Raw genomic sequence first — 17,270 nt, forward strand, 5'->3', positions numbered from 1 at the left:
CTCAAGCGAGGGTGATCAGGTCGGCGTAGTCGTCGCTCCAGAGGTCCTCGACGGCGTCGGGGAGGACCAGGACGCGCTCCGGTCGCAATGCCTCCACCGCCTCCTGGTCGTGGGTGACCATCACCACCGAACCCCGGTACGCGCCCACGGCGGCCAGCACCTCGGCCCGTGAGGCCGGGTCGAGATTGTTGGTGGGCTCGTCCAGCAGCAGGACGTTCGCTCCGGAGCCGACCAGGCCCGCCAGCGCGAGTCGGGTCTTCTCACCTCCCGACAGAACGCCAGCGGGCTTGCCGGCATCGTCGCCGCTGAACAGGAACGATCCGAGGATGTGGCGTGCTTCGCCATCGTCCAGGTGCGGCGCCGCGTCGGCGAGGTTCTGCCTGACGGTACGGGCGGGATCCAGCGTGTCGTGCTCCTGCGCGAAATAGCCGAGCCGCAGCCCGTGCCCGTGGACCACGCGGCCCGAGTCGGGACGCAGCCGGCCGACAAGGATCTTGAGCAACGTGGTCTTGCCCGCCCCGTTCAGCCCCAGCACGAGGAGCCGGCTGCCGCGGTCGACCGCCAGGTCCACGCCGGACAGCACCCGCAGGTCGCCGTACGACTTGGTCAGGCTGATGGCGCCCAGCGGCGTGCGGCCGGACGGCGCGGGATCGGGCAGCCGGACGCGGGCCACCTTTTCGGTCCGGCGCACCGGCTCATGCGCGGCGAGCATCCGGTTCGCGCGCCGGGCCATGTCCTTGGCGCGTACGGCGGTCGCGTTGTTGGCGCGCATCCGGTCCGCCTGGGCGTGCAGGGCTGCCGCCTTGCGTTCGGCGGCGGCGCGTTGCCTGGCGCGCCTCCGGTCGTCGGCCGCGCGGTCGGCCAGGTAGGTGTGCCAGCCGGTGTTGTGCACGTCCAGCGCCGCCCGGTCGGGGTCCAGATGCCAGACCCGGTTGACGACGTCGGCGAGGAGCCCGGTGTCGTGGCTGATCACCACGAGGCCACCCGGGTAGGAGGTCAGGAACGTGCGCAGCCACGCGATCGAGTCGCCGTCCAGGTGGTTGGTCGGCTCGTCCAGCAGCAGCGTCCCGCGTTCGGCGAACAGCACGCGCGCGAGCTCGGCCCGGCGCCGCTGGCCGCCCGACAGCGCACCGATCGGCTGATCCAGCAGCCGGTCGGGCAAGCCGAGCCCGGCCGCGATCCGGGCCGCCTCGGCCTCGGCGGCGTATCCGCCGCGGACCTGGAACTCCGCCTCGGCCCGCACATACCTCCGCATGGCGGAGTCCGGCGCGGCGGCGGTCTCGCCGATAGCAGAGCCGGTGGTGGTTTCGGCCATGGCGAGTTCGGCGTCGCGCATCGCCTGCAGGGCGGCGTCCAAGCCGCGGGCGGACAGAATGCGATTGGTGACAGAGGTCGACGGATCGGCGGCGGCCGGATCCTGCGGGAGGTAGCCGACCGGCCCGGAACGGGTGACGGCCCCGGCGGCGGGACGGGTCAGCCCGGCGAGGATCTTCATCAGCGTGGTCTTGCCCGCGCCGTTGCGGCCGACCAGCCCGACGCGGTCGCCGGGGGCCACATGGGACGTGACGCCCGTCAGAAGGAGACGCGAGCCGGCGCGCACGTCGACATCACGGAAAGAAAGCATGGGATGACGCTCCGGAATAGCTCATGGACACACGGGTGGCGTGGAAGCGGGTCCTGAGCTAGGAGATCCGGGGCGTGGACATGTCGCCATTTTAAGGGGCGCGCAGGTAGGGTCCACATCTGGTTTTCGGCTCCGGCGAACAGAGGGCGGATTCGTTGTACGAGGAGCAGCGGGCCAGGGTGGCCAGGATCTATCGCGAGGCCGCCGCCGACTATGACCAGGTCGGGCCGGCGTTCTACGCCGCGAATGGCGAACGGCTCGTTGCCCGGGTCGGTGTGGCCGCGGGCGAGCAGGTCCTGGACGCGGGATGTGGCCGCGGGGCCTGTGTGCTTCCGGCCGCGGAGGCGGGCGGGCGGGTCGTCGGTGTCGACCTTTCGCCCGAAATGGTGGGCTTGACGAGGGTGGCCGCAGAACGGCGGGGGCTCACCAGCGTTGCGGTGAAGGTCGGCGACGCCCAGGCGCCCGAATTCCCCGAGGGTACGTTCGACGTCGTCCTGTCGGGCTTCGTCCTGCGCCTGCTGCCCGATCCGGCGGCGGCGCTGCGTTCGTACGCGCGGGTCCTGAAGTCCGGAGGCCGCTTCGGCGCGACGATCTACGCGTCCACCTTCGGGGCCGAGTGGGAGCCCGTCCGCGCCCTCCTGGAGTCGTTCATGGCTCCCGCGACGACGCGTCCACCGGTCGTCGAGCTCGACCCGGCCGAACGCCTGGCGGAGTTGATGAGCGACGCCGGCTTCGGGGAGGTGAACGTGGAGGATGAGCCGTTCGACATCTGGCTCGCCGGCCCGGACGAGTGGTGGCACTACATGTGGGCGAGCGGCTACCGCGGCATGATGGACCGCATCCCCGCCGATCGTCGTGAAGAGGCTCGGCGGGTGGCGTGCGAGGCGGCCGATGCGCTGCGCGCGGCGGACGGGAGGCTCCTGCTGCCGCAGACGGTGCGTTACGCCCTGGGTGTACGAGGGGTGGCCTGACCGCGTTCGGTCGTTCACCCTGAACGCGGGCGATCCGAATGTCATGATTCTGCCCTGTGATCACTGTTGAGGGTCTCTTCAAGAACTTCGGCCCCGTGCGGGCGGTGGACGGGATGACGTTCACCGCGCGGGCGGGTTCGGTCACCGGGTTCCTCGGTCCGAACGGTGCCGGCAAGACGACCACGCTCCGCATGCTCCTTGGGCTCGTCCGGCCGACCGAAGGCAAGGCGCTCATCAACGGGCGCACGTTCGCCGAGCTCGAACACCCGGCCAAGGAGGTCGGTGCGGCGCTGGAGGCGACCGGGTTCCATCCGGGCCGCAGCGCGCGAGACCACCTGCGCGTGTCGTGCATGGCCGCAGGGCTGCCGATGGAGCGGGTCGACGCCGTTCTCGAACTCACAGGTCTGGCCGACGCCGCGGACCGCCGGGTCGGCGGTTACTCGCTCGGCATGCGCCAGCGCCTGACCCTCGCCACCGCCGTGCTCGGCGAGCCGCCCGTGCTCATCCTGGACGAGCCCGCGAACGGACTGGACCCCGCGGGCATCCACTGGCTCCGGGCCATGCTGCGCCACCTGGCCGACATCGGCTGCACGATCCTGGTGTCGAGCCACGTCCTGTCGGAGGTGGAGCAGATCGCCGACCACGTCGTGATCGTGACGCGGGGCAAGGTCGTGCGCGACGCGCCGCTGGCCGAGCTGGTCGGCGACAAGAACGAACTCCGGGTCGGCGTCGAGCCGCCGGCCGAGGGCGCGGACCAGGAGCAGCCCGGCAGGCTGGCCGCCGCGCTGGAGAACGCGGGCGGCACGGTACGCCAGGAGAACGACCGGCTCTATGTCACCGGTCTGGACGCCGCCGCCGTCGGCCGGGCGGCGCTGGAGACCCAGACGGTCCTGACCGAACTCACGGAAGAACGCTCCGGCCTGGAGAAGATCTTCCTTGAACTCACGATGGCCGAGTTGAGCGCGCCGCCACCCTCACCGCCGCCACCGAACGGACCGCAGATCGCCAGCGCGGAGACGGCCGCCGCAAACCCAGAGGCGAAGGCCGCGGGCGCGGAGACGGGGACTGCGGGCGCGGAGACGGGCGATTCCGCGGGGTCGGGCGACGAGCCGGGGAGTGCACGATGATCCGGCTGGTCAGGGCTGAACTGCTGAAGATCCGGTCGACCCGGATGTGGATCGGCATGCTGGTGCTCAGCGCCGGCTTCGCGCTGCTGGGGCTGGTCTTCCTGATCGCGCTGGCGGGCACCGAGTTCGATGGGGAGTCGGGGATCCCGCCGGTGACCGAGCCCGACACCGTGCGCGCGTTCTACGCGAACGCCAGCTCCGGCGTGCTCTTCATGATGATCCTCGGCATCATCGGGATCACCGGCGAATACCGCCACCAGACCATCACTCAGGCGTTCCTGGCGACGCCGCGCCGTGGCCGAGTGCTGGGCGCCAAGCTCGTGTCGTACTTCCTCTTCGGCCTTGTGTTCGGCCTCGCGACCGTGCTCATCACGGTGGCGGTCGCGTGGCCCGCGCTCGCCATCAAGGGCGGCTCCACGTCGCTGCTCGACCACGACGTGCCGACCATCCTCGGCGGCACGGTGCTGGCCATGGGTTTGTACGCGCTCGTCGGCCTCGGCCTGGGGGCGCTGATCCGCAACCAGATCGCGGCGATCATCGTGGCCGTCGCGTGGGTGCAGCTGGTCGAGGCCATCCTCACGTTCGCGGTGCCGGATGTCGGGAAGTGGCTGCCGGCCGGGGCGGTACGCGCGATCACCCACACGACGGGCGGCTTCGGCGGCCCCGGCGACCTGCCCACCTTGCCTGCCTGGGGCGGCGTGCTCGTCCTGCTGGCGTACGGCCTCGCGTTCGCCGCCATCGCCACCGCCACCACCATCCGCCGCGACATCACCTGAGCCGGATAGGCCGATGGGCTGACGGGGCGGTTGGGCTTGGGCAGCGGGATGGGAGACTGCGCCGTATGACCGATATCGCGCTGACCACCCCCGATGGAGCCGAACGGTTGCGGGCTCCGGCGGGGGAGTACGCCGTACGGCTGTCCGGGGAGCAGACCGGCGGCTCGCTGGCCGTCGTCGAGTACACGTTCCCGCCCGGCGCGGTCGGCGCGTCCCCGCACATCCACCACGGGCACGAGGAGCACTTCCAGGTCCTGGAGGGCGAGGTCACGTTCGATCTGGCCGACGGTTCTGTGGCGGTCGGCGCGGGAGGGGCGGTCTCGGTGCCCAAGGGAGCCCCGCATGGTTTCCGGAACGCCTCCGACGGCTGGGCCCGCTGTCTCTTCCTGCTCACCCCGTCGGGCTACGAGAACTACTTCCGCGAGATCCACCGGGCGCTGGAACGCGGCGAGGAGCTCGACGCCGATCGCCTGGCGGCCCTGCGCGCCGCGTACGACACGATCACGCTCTGAAAGCCTCGCCGCTTGACCTCAAGATGGGTTGAGGTTGCAACCTTGATCACGCAAGCGCGACGCGGATTGAGGAGCGGTGACATGCGGGCTGTGTGGTTGAAGGAGTTCGGCGGACCTGAGGTGCTGGTCGCGGGCGAGGCACCCGATCCGGTCCCGGGCCCGGGGCAGGTCCTGGTGAACGTGGCGTACGCGAACATCACTTTCGTCGAGACGCAGTTCCGCAGGGGGTTGCCGGGGCCGTTCAAGGCCCAGCCGCCGGTGATCCCCGGCAACGGCGTCGGCGGTGTCGTCGCCGAAGTCGGCGCGGGCGTGGACGCGGCGCTGGTGGGCAAGCGGGTGATCAGCAGTCTGCGCGGCGAGGGCGGCTACGCCGAGAAGGTCGTGGTGGACGCCGCGTCGCTCCTCGAAGTGCCCGACGGCCTTGCCTTGGACGACGCGGTCGCGCTGCTCGCCGACGGCCGGACCGCCATCATGATGCTCACGGCGGTCACCCCGAAGTCCGGGGAACGGATCCTGGTCGAGGCGGCAGCGGGCGGTGTGGGGACGCTGCTCGTTCAGCTGGCCAAGGCGGCCGGGCTCACCGTCGTCGCGGCGGCGGGCGGCGCACGGAAGACGGCGCTTGCAGCAGAGCTCGGCGCCGACGTCGTGGTCGACTACACCGACCCGGCCTGGACCGGCCGGATACGGGAGGCCACCGGCGGCGTCGACATCGTCATGGACGCGGTGGGCGGTGACATCGGGCGCGCCGCGTTCGAGCTGCTCGGCGAGGGCGGACGGATCATCAATTTCGGCCTGGCCAGCGGCGAATGGGCCGGGATCGACCCCGAGACGGCGGCCGAACGCGGCGTGACGATCGTCGAGCCCACGTTCACCCCGGAACTGCTGCGCGGCTACGCCGAGAGGGCGCTCGCCGAGGGCGCGGCGGGGCGGCTCCGGCCCGTGATCGGCCAGCGCTTCCCCCTTGACCGCGCCGCCGACGCGCACGCGGCCATCGAGACGCGCGCCACCGTCGGCAAGACGCTGCTCGAGGTGGACCAGTGATCCACGTCGGAGTCCACCTTCCCTCTTTCGGCGTGGACGAGACGGCCGGTGTCGCCGAGCACGCCCGGCTTGCCGAGTCGGCCGGGCTCGAATCGGTCTGGGTCGGCGACCACCTGCGTGCCGTGAAGCCGTTCCTCGACAGCACGCTCGTCCTCGCGACGGCGGCCGCCGTGACCAGCCGCGTCAAGGTGGGCTTCGGCGTCATGGTGCTGGCGCTCCGCCCGGTGGCGTGGGCCGCCAAGCAGGTGGCGAGCCTGCAGCACCTGTCCGGCGACCGGGTCCTGCTCGGCGTCGGCACGGGCGGCGAGCCGCACGGCGACGTGGCATGGCGTGCGGTGGGCGTCCCGTTCGCCGAACGCGGCCGGCGTACGGACGCGGCGCTGGAACTGCTGCCCGGCTTGGTCGAAGGCAAGCCCACCGTGATCGACGGTGTGGAGATCGCGCTCACGCCGGGCGCCACCATGCCGCCGGTGCTGATCGCCGGCGGCGGTCCGGCGATGCTGCGGCGCGTCGCCCGCCACGGCGACGAGTGCTACCCCGCGTTCTCCACGCCCGGTCAGATCGCCGAACTGTCCGCCCGCCTGGCCGAACTCGCCGCTGAACACGGCCGTCCAGTGCCTCGCATCACCGTCTCCGTCAGCATCGGCCTGGGCGGCGTGACGGAGGCGGAACTCGGCGCGCAGGTACGCGGTCTCACCGGCTACGGCCTGACCGAGGCGGAGGCTCGCGCGAGCCTCGTCACCGGAACCCCCGCCCAGGCCGCCGAACACTTCGCCGAACTCGCTGCCGCCGGCGCGCATCGCATCATCGGCATGCCGTTCCCAAAGAACCGCCTCCGCCAGACCGAACTCCTAGCCGAGGCCACCCGCCTCATCTGACGGGCCACGAACGAGCAGCTCCAACCCGTCCGGGCGGTAGATCAGTCCCCGGCGGACGGGTTGGCCAGGGTGTAGACCTGGACGAGGTCGCCGTAGAGGCTCTGGGCGTCGTACGGGTGGCGGGTCATGGCCAGCTTGCCGATGATGCGCTGCGAGGCGATGTTGTCGGGGGTGCAGCGGGCCACGACCAGTTCGGCCCGTACCCGGTGGAACGCGTCGTCGACGAGGGCCTCGGCGGCCTCGGTGGCGATGCCGCGGCCCCAGGCGTGCGGCTCGGTCCACCAGCCGATCTCCACGGCGGGGATGCCGATGCCCGGGATCGGGTCGCGGAGCCAGCTGAGGGCGGCGAGGCCGAGGAACGTACGGTCGGCACGGTCGAGGATGGCGCGCCAGCCGAAGCCGTGCCGCGCCCAGTGTTCGAGCGCGGCGGCGTGACGCTGGGCGGCGTATTCGGGGCTCCACACGCCCTGGCCGATGTGGCGCATGACCTTCTCGTCGGAGGACATCCGGACGAGATCGGCGGCATGGCGTTCCCGCCAGGGATCCAGCACGAGCCGAGGGGTGGTGAGCGGCTCCATCTATCGGACTTTAGCGAGGAAGCCCGTGAGTGCCCGTTCATATGCCGAAGGGTCGACATTCCACGCGTCGGTGTGGTCGCCGGGGGTGGCGATGTGGGTGACCATTCCGGGCGGGGCGGTCTTGGCGAATGTGACGGAGGGGCCGTTGTCGATCGTCAGGTCGCCGTTCGTGGTGAACAGGAGCGTCGGGGTCTTGAGGTCTCGCGCGTACCGGCGCTGGTCGAAGTCGTCGAGGTCGATGCCGACGCGCTGCTCGAGGAACAGCTTGGCGGTGTCGGTCACGAAGCCGGGCAGGTCGCGGTCGGCGCCCTGCTTGTCGAGCGTGGCGCTCCAGTCCATGACCGGCGAGTCCAGAGCGACACCCCGGATGAACGTGGGATCGGCGGTCTTGCGGAGCGTCGTCATGACCATCGCGCCGCCCATCGACCAGCCGTACAGGACGACGCCTGTCGCGCCGCGTGAACGTGCGTAGGCGATGGCGGAGGCAACCTCGTTCCACTCGGTGCCGCCCAGATGGTTCTTGCGATCGGGGGAGGCGGGCGCGCCGACGTCGTTGCGGTACGCGATGGAGAGCATGGGAAGGCCGAGGCGGTGTACGGCCGGGATGGCCCGCATGGTCTCCAGCTTGTCCGCATTGCGCCCGTGGACGCCGATCACCCACGTGGAGCTGTAGGTCCTGCCGGGGATCAGCCACGCGGGCATGGGGCCGAGCTTCGACGGATAGGTGACCTTCTGGAAGTCCAGGCCGAGCGCGGTCTTGGGGTCGCCGCTGTAGATCCAGTGATCCAGGTAGACCTTGGTGCCCTTGGTGAGCCTGCCTTGGGTGACCGCGGTGACCTTCCGTACCACCCTGTCGGCGGAGTTGCCGACCACCGGGCCGAGCATGGCGCGGCCGTCCTTCCAAGCGAGCGCCCATGTGCCGGGGAGCGCCGTCGCCTCGTCCTTGGGAAGGGTGACCGAACCCGGCGCCGTGTCGAGGACGGTCAGCGGGTACTCCTCCTCGTGGCTGACCTCGATCGCCACACCGGAGAAGTACCAGCCGATGCCCGCGGTCGCCGCGCCGACGACGAGCACGAGGGCCACGACGACGGAGATGATCAGCCTGCCTCGGCGACGGCGTCGTTCGGGCGGCTTGGGGGGCTCGGTGGCGGGCGCGGATGGGGGCGCGGCGGCATCACTGGACACGACGCATCACGTTATTCGAGGTCACCTACTCCTCGGTACCGAGATGCGGGAACCGGCGGCCGCCGTATCGGGCGGTCAGCGGCGACCGCCGGAATCTGTGTCGGTCAGAGGCTCGTGCCGCCGACGCGGTAGTCACCCGTCGTGGTCTGGAAGAACGGCGCGGTGCTCATGCACTGCGGCACGCTTTCGAACCCGGCGACCGCCCAGCTCCAGCCGATCCGGTCGTGGCGGCGGCCCTCGTCGCTGATGGTGAAGCCGACCCGTTTGCCGATGACGTCGACGCCGGGCATGGCGGAGATGCCGCCCTCCTTGATCACGCCAGTGACGACGGCCGTCTTGCCGCCGGCCACGAGGCAGTCGATCTCTCCCCGGAAGTCGGCGAACGGACCGCCGGTGGCGGTCTTGTGGGTCACGCGGAACCGTCCCTTGGCCTTGAGCGGGTTGCCGTCCGATGGCGTGCGGGCGTCGACCGTGAACCGCACCGGATGGTCCTTGTATCCCTCCCACGCGAGCTTGCCCCCCGCCGAGCCGACGACAAACGAGCCCGGCTCCTGGGGCTTGGCGACCGGTGCGTCATCGGCCGCCGCGCCGGCGGCCAGCATGCCCATGGTGAGCGCCGCGGCGAGTCCGGCCACGGTGGCGGTACGTGCGAGACGAGTCATATCGGGGCCTTCCCTGTTTGCCGGGTCCGGACGGCGTTCTGAGACGTGCCGCCCGGATGTCCTCACGGTCTCGCGGCACCCACCGGCAGGGACTCCCGCCGCAGAGTGATCACGTTCCCCCGCGTGGGTGAAGCCGGATCGTCCCGGCGGAGGGGCGGCCCGACCCGAGTGGCGGCGGCCAGATCGGGGTGGAGGCGGCCTAATCGCAGCGGAGGAGCGGCCCGACTGGAGCGGAGGAGCGGCCTGATCGGCCCGGATGCCGATACCCTGCCGAACGCGGCGAATCGGGAGTCGAAGGGGACATGTCTGTGTCGGGGCGGAACGAGCGCATCGCGGCGCTTGAAGATCAGATCATCCGGTTCGGGGCGCAGCTGGCGCCTCCTGGCTGGCAGCGCATCGACCTGCACTGCGTCGCCACGGTCGCGGTGAACGACATCGCGCTGACCGTTCTCCAGGAGAACGGCAAGGCCGCGACGGCGGAGTCCGTGCCGTCCGAGCTCACCGATCTGCTGGGTGAGCTGCGCCGCGCGCACTACGTCCCCGAGCGGGGCACCTGGTTCTCGGTGCTCTTTATGATCGAGCCCGGATCGGAGCCGCAGCGGCTCTACAACTTCGACTACGACCCGGAGTGGAACCCGCCGATCCCGCAGGACGCCTGGCGCCGCGACCAGATCGTCCTGCCGCGCGACGCCGCGTACACCCCGGACTGGCTGCGCGCCCGGCTGGAAGGCCGCGAGCCGGACCACGGGCTCGCGCAGAACGTGCAGCCGCTCAACCCGATCGAGCAGATGGAACTGCTCTCCAACGAGATCTCCCTCGTCCTCGCCGACCACGCGCCGCCGCTGTGGCGGATGATTTCCGGGCACTACCAGGCGGTGGGGGAGAACGTGCAGTTCCCGCCGCTGCTGGTGCACAAGGCCGACGGCACCATGGCCTTCCCGGCCCCGCCCGCCTCGGCCGGGGTTCTCTTCGACCGCCTGCGTGCAGGCATGTACAACCGGGGGCGGGCGTGGTCGCGGATCGACTTCCAGGTGGTGTTCGAGAACTCGCAGGTGTCGTGCCAGGCCAAGTACACGTGGGACGAGGAACCCGCCTTCAACCCCGAGCCGACTGCGGAGGACGTCCGGCGAGAGCTTGAGCGCTTCCCGCGTACGGACGTTCCCGAGTGGATGACCCGTCGCCTGAACGAGACTCAGCAGCCGGACGCCCCGCAGGGCGCGCCGCAGGGGCTGCGTGAGGCGCGGCTCTTCGACGACATGGGGCCCAACGGAGATCAACCGTCGGTCTCCCGGCCGGCGGTCCCGGCGGAGGAGGTCGAGCGGGTCGTCGAATACCTGCGGAAGGCCCCCATCGTGCTGGCCGCACGTTCGTACGGCAAGGACATGGTCGACCCGTCCCGGGGTGAGAATGTGCCGCTCACCTTCCACACCGATGGCACCTGGGTCTGGTCCGGTGGCACGGCTTACTACCTGCGCGAACATGGCATCCCGCCAGAACCCGAACTGGTCGCCCATATCCGCGCCATGGGCTTTCAGGTCCCCGAGGTCGACAGCGACACCATGGGCGCCGCCAGCGACCTCATCATGTCCCCGTCGCCGCCTCCCCCCACTCCGTCGCCCGCGTCGGTCCCTTCTTCCAGCTCAGATTCATCCCCGCCTCCTCCCTTGCCGGCTTCAGCCCCTGCCTCCGGTCCTGACGCGTACCAACCGTCTTCCGCCTCCGCATCCCCACCGCCTCCGGCCGCACCGGCTCCAGCCATCGGCTCGGACGCGTCATCGATCCCCGTCATCCCACCTCCGCCCCCGCCACCTGCCGTGCCCGGCTCGTCGGCGCCTGCCGCGCCGCATCCTGCCTCCGCGCTGCCTGCCGGGCATGCCCCCACACCTCCGCCGACAGCCCCCGCCGCGCCGTCCGCGGGATTTCCGCCGGGCGGCCCCGTCCCTATGCCCCAGCCTCCTCCGCTGCCACCTGGCGCCCCTGCGCCGTCCGCCGGGCACCCCACGCCGCCGCCTCCTGTAGCGTCGCCCTCCACCGAACCCTGGCCTGTCGCCGCACCATCGGCTGCGCCGCCGCCACCCGCGCCCTCGCCGTCAGCCGCGCCGCCTCATGCCGCAGGGCAGGCCCATGCCGCAGCGACGGTCTTCGAGCCCGTGCCGCCATCGGCCGGACAGCCACCCGCCGCACCGTCGGCAGGGCAACCGCCCGCCGCGGCCACCGTTTTCGAGCCTGCCGCTGAGGTGGTGCAGTCAGCTCAGCAGCCTGCCCCACCGCCTCCAGCCGCCGCCGCGACGGTCTTCGAGCCGTTGGCGGAGCCCGTCATGCCCCCGCCTCCGCCTCCGCCCGGTCCGGCGCCCGCACCCCACGTTCAACCGCAGGTGGCGGCCCCGAACGACCGGCCTGCCAGTCCCGCCGAGGTGCTCCGCCGTCTGGAGCAGCGATTGGGCGACCTGGCCGTGCCGCCGTCCGCATATCGCCTGCAGGAGGCGGCCGAGGGCGCGTGGTGCATGGTGTACGAGGAGAGTCGCTGGTCGGTGTTCGCCCTCCATAACGGGGAACGCAGGCAGGCGGCCGACTTCGATGCCGCAGGCAAGGCCGCCGCATACCTCCTCGGCTCGCTGCTCCTCGTTCCGCCCGCCGAACAGCATCAGCCGCCGCCGCCGTCCGCCGCCGAATCCATCAGTCCGCTTCCCGGCGAGCCGCCGCTGAGCCTCTTCCGCGACAGGCAGGAGATCGAGCTCCCGGCAGGCACGATCGTGGACCGCTATGGCGCGCCGACAGGCAACGTCACGTACGCGCTAAGGACGCCGTTCGCCGAACGATCCCTGCCGCCAGAGTGGGCCAACCACCCGTACCACTCCTACCGTCTGCAGCGAACGTGCCGAGTGCTGACCGGCATCGCGGTGCCGTGGTTCGACCAGCCCGGCGGTGGCACGGCCTATGTCTTCCCGCGTTCGATCGCCGACCTCCTCGCCGACGGAACGCTCTACGAAGGCTGACCCACCTCGCCCGGTAACACACGGCATCGCCCGAGGCAATCGGGCCTTGGGGCGGCGATTCAGGTGGCGATCGTGTCGGTGGCCAGACCCACTTGGCTGCCGACGTCGTCGCCGTGGGCCGCGCCGAGCACGGCGTTCAGCAGTCCGGGAAAGCGGGCGTCCAGGTCGCTGCGGCGCAGCTCGACGAAACAGCGGGTGCCTTCCTGCCGGGTACGTGTCACCCCGGCGTCGCGCAGCACGCGCAGATGGTGGCTGAGAGTCGATTTGGCCACCGGGGCGCGCAACTCGCCCCAACCCCGCTCGCGGCCATCGGCCAGCACCCGCACCAGCCCCACACGGATCGGATCACTGAGCGCCCCCATCACGTCGATGAGGGTCATCTCGGCCGGTTCGGGGTGCCGTGCCTGCTTCATGATGACCATGTTACTTTGTTCGATGTTCTACGAACGTCGAACGAAGGAGCAGGTGTGATCGCCCACCAGCACGATGACTTCGCCGGCCGGGTCGCCATCGTCACCGGAGCCGGATCGGGCATCGGGCGCGCCACCGCGCACACGTTCGCCCGCGCCGGGGCCCACGTGCTCGCAGTGGGGCGCCGCACGGACGCCCTGGCCGAGACCGCCAGCGCACACCCCGGGATCGTCACGTACTCAGCCGACCTGCGCGCACCGGACACACCCCGGGAAGTGACCGACGCCGCCATTGGCCGCTGGGGCCGCGTGGACGTTCTGGTCAACAACGCCGGCGCCACCCAGGTGATGCCTCTGGACGCCACCACCGCAGACGGCATCAGTGCGCTGTTCGACCTCAATGTCACCGCGCCCAGCCTGCTGGCCAACGCCGCCTTGCCCCACCTCCGCCGAGTCAGGGGAACGATCGTCAACGTCTCCAGCACCTACGGCCACCGGCCGCTGCCCGGTGCGGCCCACTACGCCGCTTCCAAGGCCGCCCTCGAACAGCTCACTCGCAGCTGGGCGGTCGAACTCGCCGCCGACGGCATCCGCGTCAACGCCTTGGCGCCTGGCCCGACCGAAAGCGAGGCTCTGGCCGCCGCGGGCCTCTCCGAGGCGGCCATCGAGCAGATCAAGCAGGACGAGGCCGCCCGCATCCCACTCGGCCGCCGCGGCGAACCCGACGAGGTCGCCGCCTGGATCCTGCGCCTGGCAGACCCGGCCACCACCTGGCTCACCGGCCAGGTCCTCACCATCGACGGCGGCCTGGAACTCACCTGATGGGGAACGCTCCCGCCCCTGCGCGGGACGGGAGCCGCCCTACCAGCAGGTCGTCAGAAGCGCCGTACGGAGTCGCGCGGCACGTCCTCCGCACGCATCTGGCTGAAGTCAGGCATCCGGGCCGGGCAACGCGCGCCTGGCGCGGGCTTCGTTCCGTTCAGCAGGTACGTGTCGATGGTCTTGCGCGCACATCCACTCAGTCCGTAGGCCCCGTGCCCAGCGCCCTCGTACGTGAGCAGCGCGGCACCAGGGATGCCCCGCTGGGCGCCGACCGCCCACGGATACACGGTCGCCGGGTCACCCAGGCTGCCCGCCACCAGGATGGGCTGCACACCCTTGATCCGGTACGGCCGTTGCGGGTCCTTGGCGCCCCGGGGCCGTCCGATGCACGCCGTGATGGCCTCCCATCCCAGCGGGTTGAGCCGTACGTGCGGAGCGGCCCGGCGCGTCTTGGCCCGTACGTCCGCGAGCTGCTTGTAGTTCTTGATCGGGAACGACCAGTCGGTGCACAGGATCCCGGCGAAGGCCCCGTCCGGCTCCTCGTTCGCCCCGTACGCCTTCACGACCCGCTCCTTCTGCCGGCTGAGCTCCTTCAGCTCCTCGCTCAGCTGCGCCCAGGCGATCGGCTCGTACATCGAGTTGCGGACCATCTGTGCCAGCTCGGGCGGAGTCAACCGCACCTTGGGCTCGCCGATCTCGTGCAGGCGCCCCTTCTCGGCCCGCAGCATCAACGCGTCGAGCACCTTGACCGGGTCCTTGCCGCGCAATCCGCAGTGCTTGGACGTAGGACACCACTTGGCGAACTGAAGAAAACCAGCCTCGAGCCCCTTCGCCTCATCCACAGAAAAGGCCAGAGCACCCTTCACCTGGTGATTCATGGCGCCGTCGAGCGTCATTCGCTTGACCCGCTTGGGGAACATCTCCGCGTACCGCTGGCCGAGCCACGTCCCGTACGAGCGTCCGTAGTAAGAAACCTTCTGAGCCCCAAGCGCGGCCCGGATGGCATCCATGTCCCGGGCGACGCTCCCCGCCCCCAAGAAGTCATAGAGCAACCCGGTCTTCTTGCGGCAGGCCTTGTAGAGCTTGCCCTGGTACGCCTTCAGGTTCCCGAAGCCCTTCTGACTCCCCGGATATCTCCGCGGCGCCTTGCCGACATTCCCGCACTTCACAGCATGGCTGCGGCCGACACCCCGCGGGTCGAAGCCGACGATGTCGTACCGCTCCCGAATCTGCTTGGACAACCCGGCCCGATCCAAGGCGAAGTCGATCCCCGATCCCCCCGGCCCTCCCGGATTCACGAAGAGCACACCCAGCCGCTTCTTCGGATTCTTCGCCTTAACCCGCGCCACGGCGATCTTGATGCGTCCCCGCTTGGGTTTGCCCCAGTTGATCGGAACGCTGACGTAGCCGCACTGCGCCGTCCGATCGTCGGCACACCTCTTCCAGCTGATCTTCTTGGGCGCCGCCTGCACCGGGGCGGACCCCGAAACGACGACGGCGGCGCATGCGATCAGGACTCCGGCCGTACGGCCCAGGCGGGTCACGAAGACAGACTCCCTGTACTTGGAGTGCGAACGGGGTTGAAGAGATCTTGGTGACGCCAGATCACGATTGAGTCAACCCTCTAGGCTGTTTCGGACAAACTTCCGACTTTGGAGGCAGCGCACGACTCGACGGCGCATCATCGCCCTGGCAGGACTCGCCACCTTCCCTGACCCTCGGTCCGCCTCACCGGTCCGGTCCCGGCCAGTTCCTTGCACGGGAGCACCATCCGGGACGATCTTGGTTCGAATGAATGCAGACAGGTGAGCGGAGGGATCGGTGAGTCGGCGCTTGGTCATCGGCAAGTTGGGCATCGGTGCAGTGGCCGGAATGGCCGTGCTCGGCCTCTTGATTTACCACTCGCTCCCGCCCACGCACTTTCTTTCAACGAGGGCGACAGATGAGATCCAGAGCGCCGGTCGATTGGTCACCACCGTCAGCACCACCAACGCCGCTGGCTCACCCGTTCGCGAGTCCAAATACCTCGTCCTCGAAGTAGAGTCCGCCTCGCCCGGGGAGGCCGTGGACAACATGGTCCGCGCTCTTGAAAGCCGGTTGGGTGGATCCGAAGCCTGACGGTGACAGCCAGATACTGCATTCCGAGGCCAGTAACGGAATAGCCGTTGTGGAGCCCCTCGCGTCGGCTACCCGGGCAATCTGGTCGTGGTGAGAGCTGAACCGAGGGTGGTGGCCTAGCGCGCCAGGGCCTTGGCAGACCGAGCCATGCTTTGGCGAAGCTGCTGTCGAGATTCGGTCTGGATCGAGCCGAACTCGCCGTGAGGCAAGAGCAAACGGCGGATTTGCGAGATTGTCGGGATCAACTTGCGAAACGACCCGAATTGTTTCGGACGACAGAACGCCCCCGCCGGGTCGGCGGGGGCGTCCTTTGGTGCTGTTGAGACTACTTGGAGGCTGCCTTGTAGACGGCCACCGCGGCGGAGCCGTGGTACGGGGAGTACATGTCCTTGGTGCGGTTGGCGTGCATGCTGTTGATGCCCGCGATCCTGCCGTAGCCCTTGCGGTTCGGGGCGTAGATCCAGGGGCCGCCGCTGGCGCCCTGGCCCATGGTGCACTTCATTCCCAGGTGAACGCCGCTGGCGTTCCGGTAACGAATTCCGAAGGTGTTGCCGTTGCAGTAGCGGAGCAGGTTGTTGTTCGCGTACCGCTTGAAGCCGGGGATGCGGTTGGCCGGGTAGCCGAAGCTCCACATGCGGTAGGCGCGCTTCTTGTAACCGAAGGAGTAACCCTGGCTGCCGGTGTAGTTCTGGATCTTGCCGCGGGTCGTGACGGCCGCGATGTCGTACGCGGGGTTGCTGTGCTTGGTCCAGCCCTGAAGCGTGACGACCCTGTCGATGCGCCAGACCGTGTGCTTGGCCGGGAGGTCAGGGATGAAGCGGAAGTTCCAGTAGTCCCTGCCCCTCCTGCCGTTCTTGCCTCCGCTGTTGACGCAGTGTCCTGCGGTCCAGACAGTGCGCTTGTTCTTGGCCGTGATGACCGTTGCGCTGCAGTGAGCGTTCTTGCCTTGCGGCGTATCGAAGAGAAGCTTGCCGATCATCTTTGCCGGCGCGCTCCTGTGCCTCGTCCAGACCCTGGCCTCGACGACTGCCTGGGTGGAGGCCATTCCCTGGGCGGAGGCGGAGGCCTTGTCCTTCACCGTCGGCTCGGTCGGCGCGCCTTCGAACACGGGGCCGGAGCTGAGAGCCGATGCCTGGGCCTCCGAGGCCGGGGCGGCGTTGATCGTCGGCATCTTGAGCGGCTTGGAGGCCGCGACGCGCGCCGGAGTTGTGGCCTTGATGGCCGCGTCGGACGTTTTGGGCGTGAAGGATTCAACCAGGGCGTTCGGGTCCGCCTGTGCGGCGGCACCGGTCTTGGCGGCGGGCTTGGACGGGGTGTCGCCGGTGGCCGCGACGGCCACGCCGCCGGCAGCCGCCAGCGCCACCACAGAGGCGCCCGCGATGAGAATTCGAGGGGATGAAAGACGCAACCTGCTGCCTTCCGTAAGGAGCTTGCTTTGAGGGGGGTTCCGAGCGAAAGAGCTAACCGGTACTGGGAGGTATGCGTCAAGAACCTTATTTAGTGGTGCATGTCTCGGTGGTGGCGGATGAGGCTGTTTGTCCGAAAATGCGGCGGTGGTTCCGGCCGGATC

16 protein-coding genes are annotated in these 17,270 nt (G+C 69.9%); 9 read left to right on the top strand and 7 right to left on the bottom strand.

Annotation, left to right across the window (positions count from 1 at the left end):
* Nucleotide 1: 1 nt before the first annotated feature.
* The gene (locus F8566_RS41985; protein ID WP_151568625.1) at nucleotides 2-1,624 is read right to left on the bottom strand and encodes an ABC-F family ATP-binding cassette domain-containing protein; all 1,623 of its coding nucleotides are present in this window, start codon (nucleotides 1,622-1,624) and stop codon (nucleotides 2-4) included.
* Nucleotides 1,625-1,803: 179 nt separating this feature from the next.
* Between F8566_RS41985 and F8566_RS41990 the strand changes: the two genes are divergently transcribed.
* The 6 genes from F8566_RS41990 to F8566_RS42015 all read left to right on the top strand — a co-directional run bounded on the left by F8566_RS41990 (nucleotide 1,804) and on the right by F8566_RS42015 (nucleotide 6,929).
* The gene (locus tag F8566_RS41990) at nucleotides 1,804-2,595 is read left to right on the top strand and encodes a class I SAM-dependent methyltransferase (RefSeq protein WP_192810133.1); all 792 of its coding nucleotides are present in this window, start codon (nucleotides 1,804-1,806) and stop codon (nucleotides 2,593-2,595) included.
* 56 nt (nucleotides 2,596-2,651) lie between these two features.
* The gene (locus tag F8566_RS41995) at nucleotides 2,652-3,722 is read left to right on the top strand and encodes an ATP-binding cassette domain-containing protein (RefSeq protein ID WP_225994012.1); all 1,071 of its coding nucleotides are present in this window, start codon (nucleotides 2,652-2,654) and stop codon (nucleotides 3,720-3,722) included.
* Entirely contained in the window at nucleotides 3,719-4,498 is a 780-nt protein-coding gene (locus F8566_RS42000) for an ABC transporter permease (protein ID WP_151568629.1), read from the top strand. The genes F8566_RS41995 and F8566_RS42000 overlap by 4 nt, the downstream gene beginning before the upstream one ends.
* Nucleotides 4,499-4,563: 65 nt before the next feature.
* On the top strand, nucleotides 4,564-5,010 hold the full coding sequence (locus tag F8566_RS42005) for a cupin domain-containing protein (protein ID WP_151568631.1): 447 nt from the start codon (nucleotides 4,564-4,566) through the stop codon (nucleotides 5,008-5,010).
* A gap of 81 nt (nucleotides 5,011-5,091) precedes the next feature.
* Entirely contained in the window at nucleotides 5,092-6,051 is a 960-nt protein-coding gene (locus F8566_RS42010) for a zinc-binding dehydrogenase (protein WP_151568633.1), read from the top strand.
* The gene (locus F8566_RS42015) at nucleotides 6,048-6,929 is read left to right on the top strand and encodes an LLM class flavin-dependent oxidoreductase (RefSeq protein WP_225994013.1); all 882 of its coding nucleotides are present in this window, start codon (nucleotides 6,048-6,050) and stop codon (nucleotides 6,927-6,929) included. The genes F8566_RS42010 and F8566_RS42015 overlap by 4 nt, the downstream gene beginning before the upstream one ends.
* Before the next feature lie 41 nt (nucleotides 6,930-6,970).
* On the opposite strand, the gene F8566_RS42020 is transcribed toward F8566_RS42015, so the two are convergent.
* The 3 genes from F8566_RS42020 to F8566_RS42030 form a co-directional block, all read right to left on the bottom strand.
* The gene (locus F8566_RS42020; RefSeq protein ID WP_151568636.1) at nucleotides 6,971-7,507 is read right to left on the bottom strand and encodes a GNAT family N-acetyltransferase; all 537 of its coding nucleotides are present in this window, start codon (nucleotides 7,505-7,507) and stop codon (nucleotides 6,971-6,973) included.
* The gene (locus F8566_RS42025; RefSeq protein ID WP_151568638.1) at nucleotides 7,508-8,692 is read right to left on the bottom strand and encodes an alpha/beta hydrolase family protein; all 1,185 of its coding nucleotides are present in this window, start codon (nucleotides 8,690-8,692) and stop codon (nucleotides 7,508-7,510) included.
* A 104-nt stretch (nucleotides 8,693-8,796) separates the two neighbouring features.
* Nucleotides 8,797-9,354, bottom strand: a complete 558-nt coding sequence (locus tag F8566_RS42030; protein ID WP_151568640.1) for a hypothetical protein — start codon at nucleotides 9,352-9,354, stop codon at nucleotides 8,797-8,799.
* 302 nt (nucleotides 9,355-9,656) lie between these two features.
* Between F8566_RS42030 and F8566_RS42035 the strand changes: the two genes are divergently transcribed.
* Nucleotides 9,657-12,350, top strand: a complete 2,694-nt coding sequence (locus F8566_RS42035) for a TNT domain-containing protein (protein WP_151568642.1) — start codon at nucleotides 9,657-9,659, stop codon at nucleotides 12,348-12,350.
* A 59-nt stretch (nucleotides 12,351-12,409) separates the two neighbouring features.
* Here F8566_RS42035 and F8566_RS42040 read toward each other — a convergent pair whose 3' ends face one another.
* Nucleotides 12,410-12,763 carry an ArsR/SmtB family transcription factor gene (locus F8566_RS42040; protein WP_225994014.1) on the bottom strand — a complete coding sequence of 118 codons (354 nt, stop codon included), beginning with the start codon at nucleotides 12,761-12,763 and terminating at the stop codon, nucleotides 12,410-12,412.
* A 54-nt stretch (nucleotides 12,764-12,817) separates the two neighbouring features.
* Between F8566_RS42040 and F8566_RS42045 the strand changes: the two genes are divergently transcribed.
* A complete protein-coding gene (locus F8566_RS42045) occupies nucleotides 12,818-13,582 on the top strand; it encodes an SDR family NAD(P)-dependent oxidoreductase (RefSeq protein ID WP_151568646.1) in 765 nt (254 codons plus the stop codon).
* Nucleotides 13,583-13,635: 53 nt separating this feature from the next.
* Here the strand turns inward: F8566_RS42045 and F8566_RS42050 are convergent, their stop codons facing one another.
* Complete coding sequence (locus tag F8566_RS42050) at nucleotides 13,636-15,126, bottom strand: alpha/beta hydrolase (protein WP_192810134.1); 1,491 nt, start codon at nucleotides 15,124-15,126, stop codon at nucleotides 13,636-13,638.
* A gap of 289 nt (nucleotides 15,127-15,415) precedes the next feature.
* Here F8566_RS42050 and F8566_RS42055 point away from each other — a divergent pair, with 289 nt between their 5' ends.
* The gene (locus tag F8566_RS42055) at nucleotides 15,416-15,700 is read left to right on the top strand and encodes a hypothetical protein (protein ID WP_151568650.1); all 285 of its coding nucleotides are present in this window, start codon (nucleotides 15,416-15,418) and stop codon (nucleotides 15,698-15,700) included.
* A gap of 325 nt (nucleotides 15,701-16,025) precedes the next feature.
* Here the strand turns inward: F8566_RS42055 and F8566_RS42060 are convergent, their stop codons facing one another.
* Complete coding sequence (locus F8566_RS42060; RefSeq protein ID WP_151568652.1) at nucleotides 16,026-17,108, bottom strand: trypsin-like serine peptidase; 1,083 nt, start codon at nucleotides 17,106-17,108, stop codon at nucleotides 16,026-16,028.
* Between the last annotated feature and the right edge of the window lie 162 nt (nucleotides 17,109-17,270).

Origin of the sequence: Actinomadura rudentiformis (genome assembly GCF_008923185.1) — a bacterium.
GTDB lineage: Bacteria > Actinomycetota > Actinomycetes > Streptosporangiales > Streptosporangiaceae > Spirillospora > Spirillospora rudentiformis.

What these genes read in the sequence shown, in the direction of transcription:
- F8566_RS41985 (WP_151568625.1), bottom strand. Translation starts at nt 1,624, where the DNA reads ATGCTTTCTTTCCGTGATGTCGACGTGCGCGCCGGCTCGCGTCTCCTT.
- F8566_RS42000 (WP_151568629.1), top strand. Translation starts at nt 3,719, where the DNA reads ATGATCCGGCTGGTCAGGGCTGAACTGCTGAAGATCCGGTCGACCCGG.
- F8566_RS42005 (WP_151568631.1), top strand. Translation starts at nt 4,564, where the DNA reads ATGACCGATATCGCGCTGACCACCCCCGATGGAGCCGAACGGTTGCGG.
- F8566_RS42010 (WP_151568633.1), top strand. Translation starts at nt 5,092, where the DNA reads ATGCGGGCTGTGTGGTTGAAGGAGTTCGGCGGACCTGAGGTGCTGGTC.
- F8566_RS42020 (WP_151568636.1), bottom strand. Translation starts at nt 7,507, where the DNA reads ATGGAGCCGCTCACCACCCCTCGGCTCGTGCTGGATCCCTGGCGGGAA.
- F8566_RS42030 (WP_151568640.1), bottom strand. Translation starts at nt 9,354, where the DNA reads ATGACTCGTCTCGCACGTACCGCCACCGTGGCCGGACTCGCCGCGGCG.
- F8566_RS42035 (WP_151568642.1), top strand. Translation starts at nt 9,657, where the DNA reads ATGTCTGTGTCGGGGCGGAACGAGCGCATCGCGGCGCTTGAAGATCAG.
- F8566_RS42040 (WP_225994014.1), bottom strand. Translation starts at nt 12,763, where the DNA reads ATGAAGCAGGCACGGCACCCCGAACCGGCCGAGATGACCCTCATCGAC.